Origin of the sequence: Stenotrophomonas sp. A3_2 (assembly GCF_036624925.1) — a bacterium.
GTDB lineage: Bacteria > Pseudomonadota > Gammaproteobacteria > Xanthomonadales > Xanthomonadaceae > Stenotrophomonas > Stenotrophomonas hibiscicola.
Window position 1 is genome coordinate 1 of the sequence record NZ_JAZKVY010000264.1, and the last position, 12,944, is coordinate 12,944.

General features: G+C 67.9%; 13 protein-coding genes. 11 read left to right on the forward strand and 2 right to left on the reverse strand.

Annotated elements, in window-relative coordinates:
• Positions 1-205: 205 nt before the first annotated feature.
• Positions 206-1,069, reverse strand: coding sequence for a LysR family transcriptional regulator AmpR (gene ampR / locus R5H29_RS12620; RefSeq protein WP_021204719.1), 864 nt, complete (start codon positions 1,067-1,069; stop codon positions 206-208).
• 174 nt (positions 1,070-1,243) lie between these two features.
• Between ampR and blaL2 the strand changes: the two genes are divergently transcribed.
• The 3 genes from blaL2 (at position 1,244) to R5H29_RS12635 (ending at position 4,153) form a co-directional block, all read left to right on the forward strand.
• Positions 1,244-2,155 (forward strand): L2 family extended-spectrum class A beta-lactamase, encoded by a 912-nt coding sequence (gene blaL2 / locus R5H29_RS12625; RefSeq protein ID WP_332329244.1) that lies wholly within the window; start codon positions 1,244-1,246, stop codon positions 2,153-2,155.
• Positions 2,156-2,240: 85 nt separating this feature from the next.
• Positions 2,241-3,455, forward strand: a complete 1,215-nt coding sequence (locus R5H29_RS12630; RefSeq protein WP_019660140.1) for a cation:proton antiporter — start codon at positions 2,241-2,243, stop codon at positions 3,453-3,455.
• Positions 3,456-3,508: 53 nt separating this feature from the next.
• Positions 3,509-4,153 (forward strand): hypothetical protein, encoded by a 645-nt coding sequence (locus R5H29_RS12635; protein WP_134731900.1) that lies wholly within the window; start codon positions 3,509-3,511, stop codon positions 4,151-4,153.
• Positions 4,154-4,229: 76 nt separating this feature from the next.
• On the opposite strand, the gene R5H29_RS12640 is transcribed toward R5H29_RS12635, so the two are convergent.
• Positions 4,230-4,973: a DUF3011 domain-containing protein gene (locus tag R5H29_RS12640; protein WP_332329245.1), complete on the reverse strand. Its 744-nt coding sequence runs from the start codon at positions 4,971-4,973 to the stop codon at positions 4,230-4,232.
• Between the two features lie 157 nt (positions 4,974-5,130).
• Between R5H29_RS12640 and aspS the strand changes: the two genes are divergently transcribed.
• From aspS to R5H29_RS12680, 8 genes are all read left to right on the forward strand, one after another.
• A complete protein-coding gene (aspS, locus tag R5H29_RS12645) occupies positions 5,131-6,882 on the forward strand; it encodes an aspartate--tRNA ligase (RefSeq protein ID WP_332329246.1) in 1,752 nt (583 codons plus the stop codon).
• 16 nt (positions 6,883-6,898) lie between these two features.
• Complete coding sequence (locus R5H29_RS12650; RefSeq protein WP_019660136.1) at positions 6,899-7,219, forward strand: hypothetical protein; 321 nt, start codon at positions 6,899-6,901, stop codon at positions 7,217-7,219.
• A gap of 31 nt (positions 7,220-7,250) precedes the next feature.
• Positions 7,251-7,772, forward strand: coding sequence for a GNAT family N-acetyltransferase (locus R5H29_RS12655; RefSeq protein WP_155029997.1), 522 nt, complete (start codon positions 7,251-7,253; stop codon positions 7,770-7,772).
• A 75-nt stretch (positions 7,773-7,847) separates the two neighbouring features.
• Entirely contained in the window at positions 7,848-8,480 is a 633-nt protein-coding gene (locus R5H29_RS12660) for a triacylglycerol lipase (protein WP_019660134.1), read from the forward strand.
• Positions 8,481-8,693: 213 nt separating this feature from the next.
• Complete coding sequence (locus tag R5H29_RS12665) at positions 8,694-9,425, forward strand: YebC/PmpR family DNA-binding transcriptional regulator (RefSeq protein ID WP_019660133.1); 732 nt, start codon at positions 8,694-8,696, stop codon at positions 9,423-9,425.
• A gap of 105 nt (positions 9,426-9,530) precedes the next feature.
• Complete coding sequence (gene ruvC, locus R5H29_RS12670) at positions 9,531-10,052, forward strand: crossover junction endodeoxyribonuclease RuvC (protein ID WP_019660132.1); 522 nt, start codon at positions 9,531-9,533, stop codon at positions 10,050-10,052.
• Between the two features lie 13 nt (positions 10,053-10,065).
• Positions 10,066-10,659 (forward strand): Holliday junction branch migration protein RuvA, encoded by a 594-nt coding sequence (gene ruvA / locus R5H29_RS12675; protein WP_019660131.1) that lies wholly within the window; start codon positions 10,066-10,068, stop codon positions 10,657-10,659.
• 49 nt (positions 10,660-10,708) lie between these two features.
• A complete protein-coding gene (locus R5H29_RS12680; protein ID WP_021203145.1) occupies positions 10,709-12,628 on the forward strand; it encodes a potassium transporter Kup in 1,920 nt (639 codons plus the stop codon).
• Positions 12,629-12,944 lie beyond the last annotated feature (316 nt).

A 12,944-nucleotide genomic window follows, 5' to 3' on the forward strand; every position in this document is an offset into this window, starting at 1 on the left:
GCCGAAGCCGCCTGGATGGAACTGCTCGAGTCCTGATGCCATCGGTAGCGGCGGGCCCTGCCCCGGGGGCGCCACCGATAGCACAAGCCCCCCGGCCTGGCCCCGGGCGACCCCCGGTGCCGGGGGTTGATGCCGGCGCCGGCCGCCCCCCCGCCCCCCCCCCCCGCGCGGCCCCCCCCCCGCCGCTACCCACGTTCCCTGCGTTTCATCCCTGCGCCTGCAGCCACTCGCGGAACCGCTTTGCCGGCTCGCGCTCTGCACGCGAGCGCAGCCGCGTCAGCCAGTAGCGTCCCAGCTCCAGTGTGGTGCCAAACGGCTGCAGCAGGCGGCCTTCGGCCAGCTCCTGCTCGAACATGCGCAGCGGCAGCAGCGCCACGCCGGCGCCGCCGACCGCGGCCATCGCCACTGTCAATGACGAATCAAACACCGGCCCGCGGGCTTCCACGCCACTGACGCCTGCCGCCTGCAACCAGCGCGGCCATTCGTCGCTGCGATAGGAGCGCAGCAGCGGCAGCGTGCCCAGGTCGCGCGGCTGTTTCAGGCGCCGCGCCAGTGCCGGCGCGCACAGCGGCGCGAACGGCGCGTCGAGGATCGCCGTGCAGGCCTGGCCCTGCCAGTCGCCATCACCAAACCGGATGGCCAGGTCCAGGCCTTCGCCGGCCAGGTCGATGCGGTTGTTGTGGGTCTGCAGGCGCAGCTCGATGTCCGGGTGCGCTGCCTCGAACGCGGCCAGCCGTGGCAGCAGCCAGCCGGTGGCGAAGGTGCCGACCACGCCCAGGGTCAGCACTTCACGCGCAGGTCCGCCGGTGTAACGCGCGATGCTGGCCGAGATGCGTTCAAACGATTCGTTGAGCACCGGATACAGCGCCGCGCCTTCTTCGGTGAGCGCCACGCCGCGCGGCAGGCGATGGAACAGGCGGATGCCGAGCCGGTCCTCAAGCCCGCGAATCTGGTGGCTCAGCGCGGCCTGGCTGACACACAGCTCCAGCGCGGCACGGGTGAAGTTCTGGTGGCGGGCGGCGGCCTCGAAGGCGCGCAGCGCGTTCAGGGGCAGGGTAGGGTGCAACATCGCGCAGTCGTGAGCTGGAGTGATGGCTGATCCTAACGCTTCAACCATGGATTTCGGAAAATTAAGGGGTTGAATGCGTCAGGCATTAATTCGCTTCATGCCTCCTGTTGATTTTTTGCGCTGGTCGCCCCCGATAGCGGCTTCAATAATCGAGCGGTCCCCAGGAGAACCCGTATGCTCGCCCGTCGCCGATTCCTGCAGTTCAGTGGTGCCGCCGTGGCTTCCCCGCTTGCCCTGCCGCTGCTGGCACGTGCTGCGGGCAAGACCACCGCCAACGCACCCGCCGATGCCGCCATTACCGCCGCCACTGACTTCGCCGCGCTGGAAAAGGCCTGCGCCGGACGCCTCGGCGTGACCCTGCTGGACACTGCCAGCGGTCGCCGCATCGGTCATCGCCAGGACGAGCGCTTCCCGATGTGCAGCACCTTCAAGAGCATGCTGGCGGCTACCGTGCTCAGCCAGGCCGAGCGCACGCCGGCATTGCTGGACACCCGCGTGCCGGTGCGCGAGGCCGATCTGCTCTCGCACGCACCGGTTACCCGCCGCCATGCAGGCAAGGACATGACGGTGCGCGATCTGTGCCGTGCCACGATCATCACCAGCGACAACACCGCCGCCAACCTACTGTTCGGCGTGGTCGGTGGCCCGCCCGCAGTGACCGCGTTCCTGCGCGCCAGTGGCGATACGGTGAGCCGCAGTGACCGCCTGGAGCCGGAGCTGAATAGCTTTGCCAAGGGCGACCCGCGCGACACCACCACGCCGGCGGCGATGGCCGCGACCCTGCAGCGCGTGGTGTTGGGCGAGGTACTGCAACCGGCTTCGCGGCAGCAGCTGGCCGACTGGCTGATCGACAACGAAACCGGCGACGCCTGCCTGCGCGCGGGCCTGGGCAAGCGTTGGCGGGTGGGTGACAAGACCGGCAGCAATGGTGAAGACGCGCGCAACGACATCGCCGTGCTGTGGCCCGTAGCCGGAGGCGCCCCGTGGGTGTTGACGGCTTATCTGCAGGCGGGCGCGATCAGCTACGAGCAACGCGCTAGCGTGCTGGCACAGGTGGGGCGGATTGCCGACCGGTTGATCGGATGAGGTAACCGGGGTTATTCAAACGTCGCTTGCCGGATCGGTTCGGCGCGCGCATCCTGCGCGCGTTCGAACCCCACGGAAGACCCCGATGAGCCATGAGTTGATCTACCTGCTGCTGATCTTCGCGCTGCTGGTAATCCCGCGCGCGCTGCAGCGCTTCAGCCTGCCCGCACCACTGACCTGCCTGCTGTTCGGCATCATCGGCATGCTCTGGCTGGGGGATCAGGCACATGATGCGGTGATCGGACTGCTGGCCACCCTGGGCATTTCCTCGCTGTTCCTGTTCGCCGGCCTGGAAGTGGATCTGCAGGCGCTGCGCCGGGGCATGTGGCCGCTGCTGGCACATCTGGTCATCCGTACCGGCACGCTGTTCGGGGTGGGCTGGCTGGCTTGGCGCTATGCGGGGCTGCCGTGGCAGGCCGCTGGCCTGTTGGCGTTGGCGCTGCTGACGCCGTCCACGGGCTTCATCATGGATTCGCTGTCGCGGCTGGGCCTGAGCGAGGACGAGCGGTTCTGGGTGACCAGCAAGGCCATCGCCGGCGAACTGCTGGCGCTGGCGGCGTTGTTCATCGTGCTGCAGGCCGGCGATCCGGGGCATATGGCGCTGTCCAGCCTGGCGCTGCTGGCGATGATGGTCGGCCTGCCGTTGCTGTTCATCGCGCTGGGTCGCTGGGTGGCACCGCATGCGCCCGGCTCGGAATTCTCGCTGCTGGTGATGGTCGGCATGGTGGCGGCCTACATCACCTACCTGCTGGGCGTGTACTACCTGGTTGGCGCGTTCATCGCCGGCCTGGTCGCGCGCCTGCTGCACCAGCGCATGCCGCTGCTGGCCTCGCACGAGAACCTGCACGCGCTGCGCCTGTTCGCGTCGTTCTTCGTGCCGTTCTACTTCTTCAACGCCGGCACCAAAGTTCCCAGCGAAGCGCTCAGCTTCGAGGCGCTGGGGCTGGGCATCGTGATCACCCTGGTGGTGCTGCCGCTGCGCATCGGCGTGGTCTGGCTGCAGCGCCGGGTGATGTTCGGCGAGAGCTTCCGCAGCAGCCTGCGGGTCTCGCTGGCGCTGGCACCGACGCTGATCTTCACCCTGGTGCTGGCGGCGATCATGCGCGAGCGCTTCCAGATCCCGGCGGTGCTGTTCGGTGCGCTGTTGCTGTACGCGGCGCTGACTACGCTGCTGCCTTCGCTGGTGTTCCGTACCCCGTTTGACGTTGATCCGGTGGAGCAGGAGCCGGCCGGTCAGGGCGAGGCCGCACCGGTGGCGGCGACCGAAGCACTGCCGACAGCACCGTCTGCCGAGCGCTGAGCGGGACTGGCGCGCGGTTTGCGCCCATCGTCCATGGCCGTTAGGGTTGGGGCATGAGATCGATTGCCGTTGCCACTACCGCCGCCCTCCTGCTCAGCCTCGCTGCGTGCACGCAGCGCTCCGATACGGTCGCCCATGATCTGGCGACCGCACCGGCCGACGCCTTCATGGCCGCCATCGCTGCACATTGCGGCCAGGCCTACGCCGGCAAGGTGGTGGAGGACTCGCCGGCACCGACCGGCAAGGATCCGTTCGCCGGGCAGCGCCTGGTCATGCATGTGCGTGGCTGCGCCGACCCGGCGCATGAGCTGCGCATCCCGTTCCACGTGGGTGATGACCACTCGCGGACCTGGGTGCTGACCCGCACGCCGAACGGGCTGCGGCTGAAGCACGACCACCGCCACGAAGATGGCAGCCCCGACGCGATCACCCTCTACGGTGGCGACAGCACGCCACCGGGCACCGCCGAGCGCCAGCAGTTCCCGGCCGATGCCGATTCGGTGGCGATGTTCCGCCGCGCCGACATGCTGGCGTCGACCCACAACACGTGGGCGATGGAGATCGATCCCGACCAGACCTTCGTCTACGAGCTGACACGCCCGGACGGCCGCCGCTTCCGCGTGCAGTTCGATCTGAGCAGGCCGGTCGACCTGCCACCGCCGCCTTGGGGTGATGAGGCCGCGCAGCCAGCCCGATAGCGCCGGGCCGTGCCCGGCGGGTTTTCTGCAGTTGACCGCGCCACTGCGCTCGCCGGGCATGGCCCGGCGCTATCCCTCACCGCGTGCCGAAGCGCGCCCGGCAGCCGTTGCTCACCCACACCTGGCCACGCGAGTAACCCCAGCTGCGGCCTTCCTGGCAGGCGCTGCCCGACAACTGCTGCTGCAGCACCGGCCGGCCCTGGCGCTCATCCCAGTCGCAGGTCTGCGAGCGGTTGTTGTTGCTGCTGCAGGTGACGGAATAGTTGCTGTTGCCACCGCCCCAGCCGCCACCGCCACCGCCCCAGCCGCGCGCCTCGGCGAATTCGGCGCGGCAGCCATTGCTGACCCATACCGCGCCGTTGCGCACACCCCAGGTACGGCCCTCGTCGCAAGGGCTGCCGGACAACTGGCGGACCAGGCGGGCATTGCGCCAGCCGACCGGGCAGCTGCGCTCGCGGTTGTTCTGGCTCTCGCAGCGGATGGTCTCGCCGGGCCGGCCGTTGTTGCTGCCCCAGCCGCCCCCGTTGCCGCCGCCCCAGCCGCCACGGGCCTCGACGAACTCCGCGCGGCAGCCGTTGTTGACCCAGATGCTGCCGTTACGGCTGCCCCAGGTGCGGCCTTCGTCGCAGGCGCTGCCGGACAGCTGGCGGACCAGCTGCGCATTGCGCCAGCCGGTGTTGCAGACCCGTTCGCGGTTGTTCTGGCTTTCGCAGCGGACCACGCCGCTCTGCGCATGCGCGGAAGGGGTGGGCAGGGCCAGGGTGCCCAGCGCACCCAGGCTGAGGGTTACGGCCAGGCTGGCCAGGGACAGCGGTTTCATGGCGGCATCCCATACGGTGGTAGGTGCCCGACTATAGGGGGGGAGGCGATCAAGCCAGTGTGACTGGCCGGATTTGCCCCGGCCGGGGCCTCGGCCGCAGAATACGAGGCTTTCCGGCCCCCATCCGGTGCCGGCGTTCTCCAGCGGAGCTTCCCCCATGCGTACCCACTTCTGCGGCCTGGTCGATGAGACCCTGATTGGCCAGACTGTCACCCTCGCCGGCTGGACCGACGTGGCCCGTAACCAGGGCGGCGTCTGCTTCATCGATCTCCGCGATCATGAAGGCATCGTGCAGGTGACCGTGGAAGTCGACAACACCGACGTGTTCGCCGTGGCCGCGTCGCTGGGCTATGAGGACGTGCTGCAGGTGGAAGGCGTGGTGCGTGCACGCCACGCGGTGAACGACAAGATGCGCACCGGCAAGGTGGAAGTGATCGCCACCGCCATCACCGTGCTGAACAAGGCCGCGCCGCTGCCGTTCCACGCGCACGAGAACCCGGGCGAGGAAACCCGCCTGAAGTACCGCTACCTGGACCTGCGCCGTCCGGAAATGCAGCGCATGCAGCGCACCCGCATCAAGCTGGTGCAGGCCCTGCGCCGCCACCTGGACGAGAAGGGCTTCCAGGACATCGAGACCCCGATCCTGACCAAGGCCACCCCGGAAGGCGCGCGCGACTTCCTGGTGCCGGCGCGCATGCACCCGGGCGAGTTCTATGCCCTGCCGCAGAGCCCGCAGCTGTTCAAGCAGATCCTGATGGTGGCCGGCTTCGACCGTTACTACCAGATCGCGCGCTGCTTCCGCGATGAAGCACTGCGTGCCGACCGCCAGCTGGAGTTCACCCAGCTGGACATGGAATTCGCCTTCGTGCGCGAGCGCGACGTGCAGGACTTCGTCGAAGACATGATCCGCGCCATCTTCAAGGAAGTGGTCGACGTCCAGCTGGATGCCAGCTTCCCGCGCATGACCTGGGCCGAGGCGATGCGTCGCTACGGTTCGGACAAGCCGGACCTGCGCATCGCGCTGGAGCTGGTCGACGTGGCTGAACTGGTCAAGGACAGCGAGTTCGCAGTGTTCACCGGCCCGGCCAACGATGCCGAAGGCCGCGTCGCCGCGCTGCGGATCCCGGGCGGCGCAGCGCTGAGCCGCAAGCAGATCGACGAGTACGCCGCGCACGCCGCCAAGTACGGCGCCAAGGGCCTGGCCTACATCAAGATCGCCGACAACGGCGAAATCAGCTCGCCGATTCAGAAGTTCTTCAGCGAGGCCTCCTTCGCTGCGCTGGTGGCCCATGTTGGCGCCGGCAACGGCGACATCGTGTTCTTCGGTGCCGGTGGCTACAACAAGGTCTCCGACTTCATGGGCGCGCTGCGCCTGAAGGCCGGCAAGGACTTCGGCCTGGTCGCCGACGGCTGGGCGCCGCTGTGGGTCACCGACTTCCCGATGTTCGAATGGGACGAGGAAGAACAGCGTTACGTCGCCCTGCATCACCCCTTCACCGCACCGGCCGTGGACGACATCGCCGACCTGCGCGCCAACGCCCGTACCGCCGTTTCGCGCGGCTACGACATGGTGCTCAACGGCAATGAGATCGGCGGTGGTTCGATCCGTATCCACCGTCCGGACATGCAGAGCGCGGTGTTCGAGCTGCTCGGCATCGGTGCCGAAGAGGCCCGCGCCAAGTTCGGCTTCCTGCTCGACGCGCTGAACTACGGCGCGCCGCCGCACGGTGGCATCGCCTTCGGCATCGACCGCATCGCCGCGCTGATGGCCGGCACCGAATCGATCCGCGACGTCATCCCGTTCCCGAAGACTACCGGTGCACAGGATCTGATGACCGACGCGCCGTCGCCGATCGTCGACGCGCAGCTGGCCGAAGTGCACATCCAGGTTCGCCCCAAGACCAACTGATCAGGAGATCCAGGCAATGACCGAGTTTGCGTTTTCGCTGGAGTGGGAAAAGCTGGGCAATGAAGGCTCCGAGGCCAACCTGGTCACCGAGCGTGCACGGGTGTTCGGTGGTTGGCTGGTCCGCGTCGGTACCAACCCGGCGGCGATGGCCCTGACCTTCGTCGCCGACGGCGAAGGCCGTTGGGACGGTGAAGACTTCGGCGTCGAGGATTACGAGGACGACGAAGAGGAAGAATACGACGAGGACGAGGAAGGCGAGGAAGAAGAGGACGAGGACGAAGAGGAGTACGAGGAAGAGGACGGGGAAGAAGAAGCGGAGTCGCCTGAAAAGGCTTGACCCCTGCTTCGCCCTGGCGTCAACTTCCTGCATGTATTCGATCCGCCGCGCCACTGTGGACGACGCGCCGACCCTGTCGGCGCTGGCCGCCCGCACGTTCACTGAAACCTTCGGCCATCTGTACCCGCCGCAGGACCTGCAGGCCTTCCTGGAGGAGGCCTACGCGGTCGAGCGCCAGCGCGTGATCCTGGCCCACCCCGATTACGCGGTGTGGCTGCTGGAACTGGATGGGGAGGCGGTAGGCCATGCCGCCGCCGGCCCCTGCGGCCTGCCGCACCCGGACGTGAAGGCCGGTGACGGCGAACTCAAGCGCCTGTACCTGATCAAGACGCAGCAGAGCTGCGGCTGGGGCAGCCGCCTGCTGGAAACCGCGCTGGCCTGGCTGGAACACGAGGGCCCGCGCACCCTGTGGTTGGGCGTGTGGTCGGAGAACTTCGGCGCACAGCGCTTCTACGCCCGCTACGGTTTCGAGAAGGCCGGCGAATACCTGTTCCCGGTGGGCGACACGAACGATCTCGAATTCATCCTGCGCCGCGCACCGCGCGCGGCCTGATGTTCACTGCCGCTTGCTGCGCGCGCGTGTTCAATCACCGTACGTTCCTGCCCCGCTGACCGCCAGGCTGTTTGCATGACTCCCCCCGTATTGCTGCTGCATGGCATCTGGAATGCCCGCGCCTGGGTCGGGCCGCTGGCCTGGCGCCTGCGCGCGCGCGGCTTCCAGGTGCACGCGTTTGGTTATTCCTCGGTGTTCGGTGGCCCGGACGTGGCCGTACCGCAGCTGCTGGAGCGGCTCGCCGACGCCGGCCCGCTGAGTTTGGTCGGCCACAGCCTGGGCGGGCTGCTGGCGCTGGAAGCGCTGCGGCGCAATCCGCAGCTGCCGGTGCAGCGCGTGGTCTGCCTGGGTTCGCCGCTGCGCGGCAGTGGTACCGCACGCTCGTTGTCCGAGCACGGCTGGGGCCTGGCGCTGGGCCGCAGCAGCGAGCTGCTGCTCGATGGCCTGCCGGACTGGCAGGGCCGGGCGGAGGTTGGCCTGATCGCCGGCTCGGTACCGCATGGGCTGGGCAGCCTGCTGGGTGCCATCGACGATGCCTCCGACGGCACCGTGGCACTGGCCGAGACCCGCCTGCCGGGGCTGGCCGACCATTGCGTGGTGCGCACCAGCCACAGCGGCCTGGTGGTATCGCCCGACGCCGCGCGGCAGACCGCGCATTTCCTGCGTCATGGCCGTTTCGACCACAGCCGCGACGCCGCCGCCGCGTAAGTTGGTGGGAGCGAACGGCCTGCCAGGGTGCGTGCGAACGGCACCAGGGTGGGTGCGAACGACACCAGGGTGGGTGCGAACCGTTGGTTCGCACGCTCTTCGCCGGGCCATGCCCGGCGAGCGCAGCGGCATCCATCGGGCCTAGACACGGTTGCAGCGCCCGATCAGGTAGAATCCGCGCCTTGATCCTGAAGCAGCCAGACGGTAGCACCCATGGGTAGAGGCCCCTCCATCGAAGCCCGCAAGAACGCGTCCGACGCGAAGCGCGGCAAGATTTTCACCAAGATCATCCGCGAGATCGGCGTCGCCGCGCGCGGCGGTGGAGGCGACCCCAACAACAACCCGCGCCTGCGCGTGGCGGTGGACAAGGGCCTGGCCGTGAACATGTCCAAGGACGTGATCGAGCGCGCCATCAAGAAGGCCACCGGTGAACTGGAAGGCGTCGATTACGAGGAAGTCCGCTACGAGGGCTACGCCCCCGGTGGCGTGGCCGTGATCGTCGACTGCCTGACCGACAACCGCGTACGCACCGTGGCCGATGTCCGCCATGCGTTCAGCAAGTGCGGCGGCAATATGGGCACCGAAGGCTCGGTGGCCTTCATGTTCAAGCGCCTGGGCGTGCTCAGCTTCGCCCCGGGCGCCGACGAGGAGGCCATCACCGAAGCCGCCATCGAGGCCGGCGCCGATGACATCGTGGTCTATCCGGACGACGGCTCGATCGACGTGGTCACCAGCCCTGACGCCTTCAACGCGGTCAAGGACGCGATGACCGCCGCCGGCCATGTCGCCGATCACGCGGAAATCACGTTCCGCGCGGACAACGACATCAAGGTCGAGGGCGAGGTCGCCCTGCAGGTCAAGAAGCTGCTGGACATGCTGGAAGATCTGGACGACGTGCAGGACGTGTACTCCAACGCCGAACTGGGCGCCGACGCCTACGCCTGAGCCGTCCTCGACGGCCTGGGCGCGGGCCGTTGAACGGTCACCGCGGACAGTCATGAGCCCATACGCCTGCCAGCGCACCCCGTTCCACCCTGCCAGGAGCGCAGCATGACCCGCATCCTCGGCATCGACCCCGGTTCACAGCGGACCGGGGTCGGCATCATCGATGTCGACGCCGCCGGGCGCGTCACCTACGTGCACCACCAGCCGCTGGTGCTGCTGGGCGCGGACGATTTCCCGCAGCGCATGAAGCTGCTGGTGCTCGGCCTGGCCGACCTGTGCCGCGAGTTCCAGCCGCAGGAAGTGGCCATCGAACGCGTGTTCATGGCCCGCAACCCTGATTCGGCGCTGAAGCTGGGCCAGGCCCGGGGCGCGGCGATTTCCGCCGTTGTGCTGCGTGACCTGCCGGTGCATGAATATGCCGCCAGCGAGATCAAGCTGGCGGTGGTCGGTCGTGGTGGTGCCGAAAAGCAACAGGTTCAACACATGGTCGGGCTCATGCTCAACCTGAAAACCAAGCTGCAGGCCGACGCGGCCGACGCGTTGGCGGTGGCGATCACCCATGCCCACGTAAGGGCAACGGCCAACCGCCTGGGGCTCAGTGCCCGCCAGGCGTGGGGCCGCAAATGAGGAGCTGCACGCAATGATCGGTCGACTGCGCGGCATCGTCGCCTACAAGGCGCCGCCGTGGCTGGTGGTGGACGTGAACGGAGTGGGCTACGAGCTGGAGGCGCCGATGAGCACCTTCTATGACCTGCCCGAACTCGGCCGCGAGGTCACCCTGTACACCCATTACGCGCAGAAGGAAGACAGCGTCTCGCTGTACGGCTTCCTGCGCGAGGGCGAACGGCGGCTGTTCCGCGACGTGCAGAAGGTCAGTGGCATCGGCGCGAAGATCGCGCTGGCCGTGCTGTCCGGGGTCACCGTCGAGGAATTCGCGCGCATGGTCCAGGCCGGTGACATCACCGCGCTGACCCGCATTCCGGGCATCGGCAAGAAGACCGCCGAGCGAATGGTGCTGGAACTGCGCGACCGCGCCGCCCAGTTCGGTGCCGGCGGCGCGCTGCCCACCGGCAGCGGCCCGGCCGCGGCCGACCCGCTTTCCGATGCCACCGTGGCGCTGCAGCAGCTGGGCTACAAGCCTGCTGAAGCGGCCCGCATGGCCCGCGACGCCTTCACTGAAGGCGATGAAGTGGCCACCGTGATCCGCAAGGCGCTGCAGTCCGCGCTGCGCTGAGTCGGCTTCCTTTCTCTCAACGAACCGCCTGAGCCTCGCCAGGAGTCCCATGTCCAGCAGTCAAACCCCGCACGCAGCTGCCCCCGGCGGCCACGGTCACGCTCCTCCCGCCGGAGGCCTGGCGCTGATCATCGGTGCGATCGGCGTGGTCTTCGGTGATATCGGTACCAGCCCGCTGTACACCCTGAAGGAGGCGTTCTCGCCGCACTACGGGCTCAACAGCGACCACGACACGGTACTGGGCGTGCTCTCGCTGGCGTTCTGGGCACTGAACATCGTGGTCACGCTGAAGTACGTGACCATCATCATGCGCGCCGACAATGACGGCGAGGGCGGCATCATGGCGCTGATGGCGCTGACCCAGCGCACGCTGCGCAACGGGTCGCGCTCGGCCTACGTGGTGGGCATCCTTGGCATCTTCGGCGCCTCGCTGTTCTTCGGCGACGGCGTGATCACGCCGGCGATTTCGGTGCTGGGCGCCGTCGAAGGCCTGGAGGTGGCCGCGCCCGGCCTGCATGCCTTCATCGTGCCGATCACGGTGGTGGTGCTGCTGATGGTGTTCGCGGCGCAGCGCTTCGGCACCGAGAAGATCGGCAAGGCGTTCGGCCCGATCACGTCGGTCTGGTTCATTTCGCTGGCGGCGATCGGCATCTACAACATCGTGGATGCGCCGGAAGTGCTGAAAGCCTTCAACCCGTGGTGGGCGATCCGCTTCTTCATGGAGCACAGCTGGCACGGCATCTTCATCCTCGGTGCGGTGGTACTGGCGGTGACCGGCGGCGAAGCGCTGTACGCCGACATGGGCCACTTCGGTGCCAAGCCGATCCGCCATGCCTGGTACTTCTTCGTGCTGCCGTGCCTGGTGCTGAACTACCTGGGGCAGGGCGCACTGGTGCTCAACCATCCCGAGGCGCTGAAGAACCCGTTCTTTGAGGCAGTGCCGTCGTGGGCGCTGTACCCGATGATCATCCTGGCCACCATGGCGGCGGTGATTGCCTCGCAGTCGGTCATCACCGGTGCGTTCTCGGTCTCGCGTCAGGCGATGCAGCTGGGCTACATCCCGCGCATGCGCATCAAGCACACCTCGCACGACACCATCGGCCAGATCTACATCCCGGGCATCAACTGGGGCATCGCGGTGATGGTGATCGGCCTGGTGCTGGCCTTCCGCAGCTCGTCCAACCTGGCGGTGGCCTACGGCATCTCGGTGTCGGCGACCATGCTGATCGATACCCTGCTGCTGGCCCTGGTGGCCCGCTCGTTGTGGCCGAAGGCACGCGCCTGGCTGCTGCCCCTGTGCGTGGTGTTCTTCATCATCGACCTCGGCTTTGTCATCGCCAACGGCGCCAAGCTGCTGCAGGGCGCCTGGTTCCCGGTAGTGCTGGGCATCTTCCTGTTCACCATGATGCGTACCTGGCGCCGGGGCCGCGAGCTGCTGCGCGATGAGATCCGCAAGGACGGCATCCGCCTGGATACCTTCCTGCCGGGCCTGATGCTGGCGCCGCCGGTACGCGTGCCGGGCACCGCCGTGTTCCTCACTGCGGATCCGACCGTGGCCCCGCACGCACTGATGCACAACCTCAAGCACAACAAAGTGCTGCACGAACGCAACGTGTTCCTGCATGTGGAAACCCTGCCGATCCCGTATGCGATGGAAGGGCAGCGGCTGAAGATCGAATCGGTGGGCGACGAGTTCTACCGGGTCTATGTGCGCTTCGGCTTCATGGAGACCCCGGACGTCCCACTGGCGCTGATGCGCTCGTGCGACCACGGCGGCATCTACTTCGACCCGATGGACACCACCTTCTTCGCCAGCCGCGAAACCATCGTCGCCACCGCCAACCGCGGCATGCCGATCTGGCGCGACAAGCTGTTCGCGCTGATGCACCGGAATGCCGCGCCGGCGACCGGCTTCTTCCGGATTCCGGGTAACCGGCTGGTGGAACTCGGCGCGCAGGTGGAGATTTAATCTCCACCGTCGATCCTCCAGAGATCCGTCCACGCATGGCGTGGATCTACCGTGCCGACCAACGGTCGGCCCCCACCAAAGCAGAACGCCGTTCCGACAGACCGCAGGAAACTGTCGAAGGCGGGGTGGGGGGGGGGGGGGGGGGGGGGGGGGCCCCAGCGGGGCGCCCCCCCCCCCACACGAGGGAGTTAGAGCGGCCGGCGCCGCACCCTCTGGGGCCCCCCCCCCCCCCCCCCCCCCCCAACCCCGCCTTCGACAGTTTCCTGCGGTCTGTCGGAACGGCGTTCTGCTTTGGTGGGGGCCGACCGTTGGTCGG

Bases quoted from the DNA above. Each gene is read 5' to 3' on its own strand.
- R5H29_RS12635 (WP_134731900.1), top strand. From the start codon at position 3,509: ATGAGATCGATTGCCGTTGCCACTACCGCCGCCCTCCTGCTCAGCCTC.
- aspS (WP_332329246.1), top strand. From the start codon at position 5,131: ATGCGTACCCACTTCTGCGGCCTGGTCGATGAGACCCTGATTGGCCAG.
- R5H29_RS12665 (WP_019660133.1), top strand. From the start codon at position 8,694: ATGGGTAGAGGCCCCTCCATCGAAGCCCGCAAGAACGCGTCCGACGCG.
- R5H29_RS12655 (WP_155029997.1), top strand. From the start codon at position 7,251: ATGTATTCGATCCGCCGCGCCACTGTGGACGACGCGCCGACCCTGTCG.
- R5H29_RS12630 (WP_019660140.1), top strand. From the start codon at position 2,241: ATGAGCCATGAGTTGATCTACCTGCTGCTGATCTTCGCGCTGCTGGTA.
- R5H29_RS12680 (WP_021203145.1), top strand. From the start codon at position 10,709: ATGTCCAGCAGTCAAACCCCGCACGCAGCTGCCCCCGGCGGCCACGGT.
- ruvC (WP_019660132.1), top strand. From the start codon at position 9,531: ATGACCCGCATCCTCGGCATCGACCCCGGTTCACAGCGGACCGGGGTC.
- ruvA (WP_019660131.1), top strand. From the start codon at position 10,066: ATGATCGGTCGACTGCGCGGCATCGTCGCCTACAAGGCGCCGCCGTGG.
- R5H29_RS12650 (WP_019660136.1), top strand. From the start codon at position 6,899: ATGACCGAGTTTGCGTTTTCGCTGGAGTGGGAAAAGCTGGGCAATGAA.
- R5H29_RS12660 (WP_019660134.1), top strand. From the start codon at position 7,848: ATGACTCCCCCCGTATTGCTGCTGCATGGCATCTGGAATGCCCGCGCC.
- ampR (WP_021204719.1), bottom strand. From the start codon at position 1,069: ATGTTGCACCCTACCCTGCCCCTGAACGCGCTGCGCGCCTTCGAGGCC.
- R5H29_RS12640 (WP_332329245.1), bottom strand. From the start codon at position 4,973: ATGAAACCGCTGTCCCTGGCCAGCCTGGCCGTAACCCTCAGCCTGGGT.
- blaL2 (WP_332329244.1), top strand. From the start codon at position 1,244: ATGCTCGCCCGTCGCCGATTCCTGCAGTTCAGTGGTGCCGCCGTGGCT.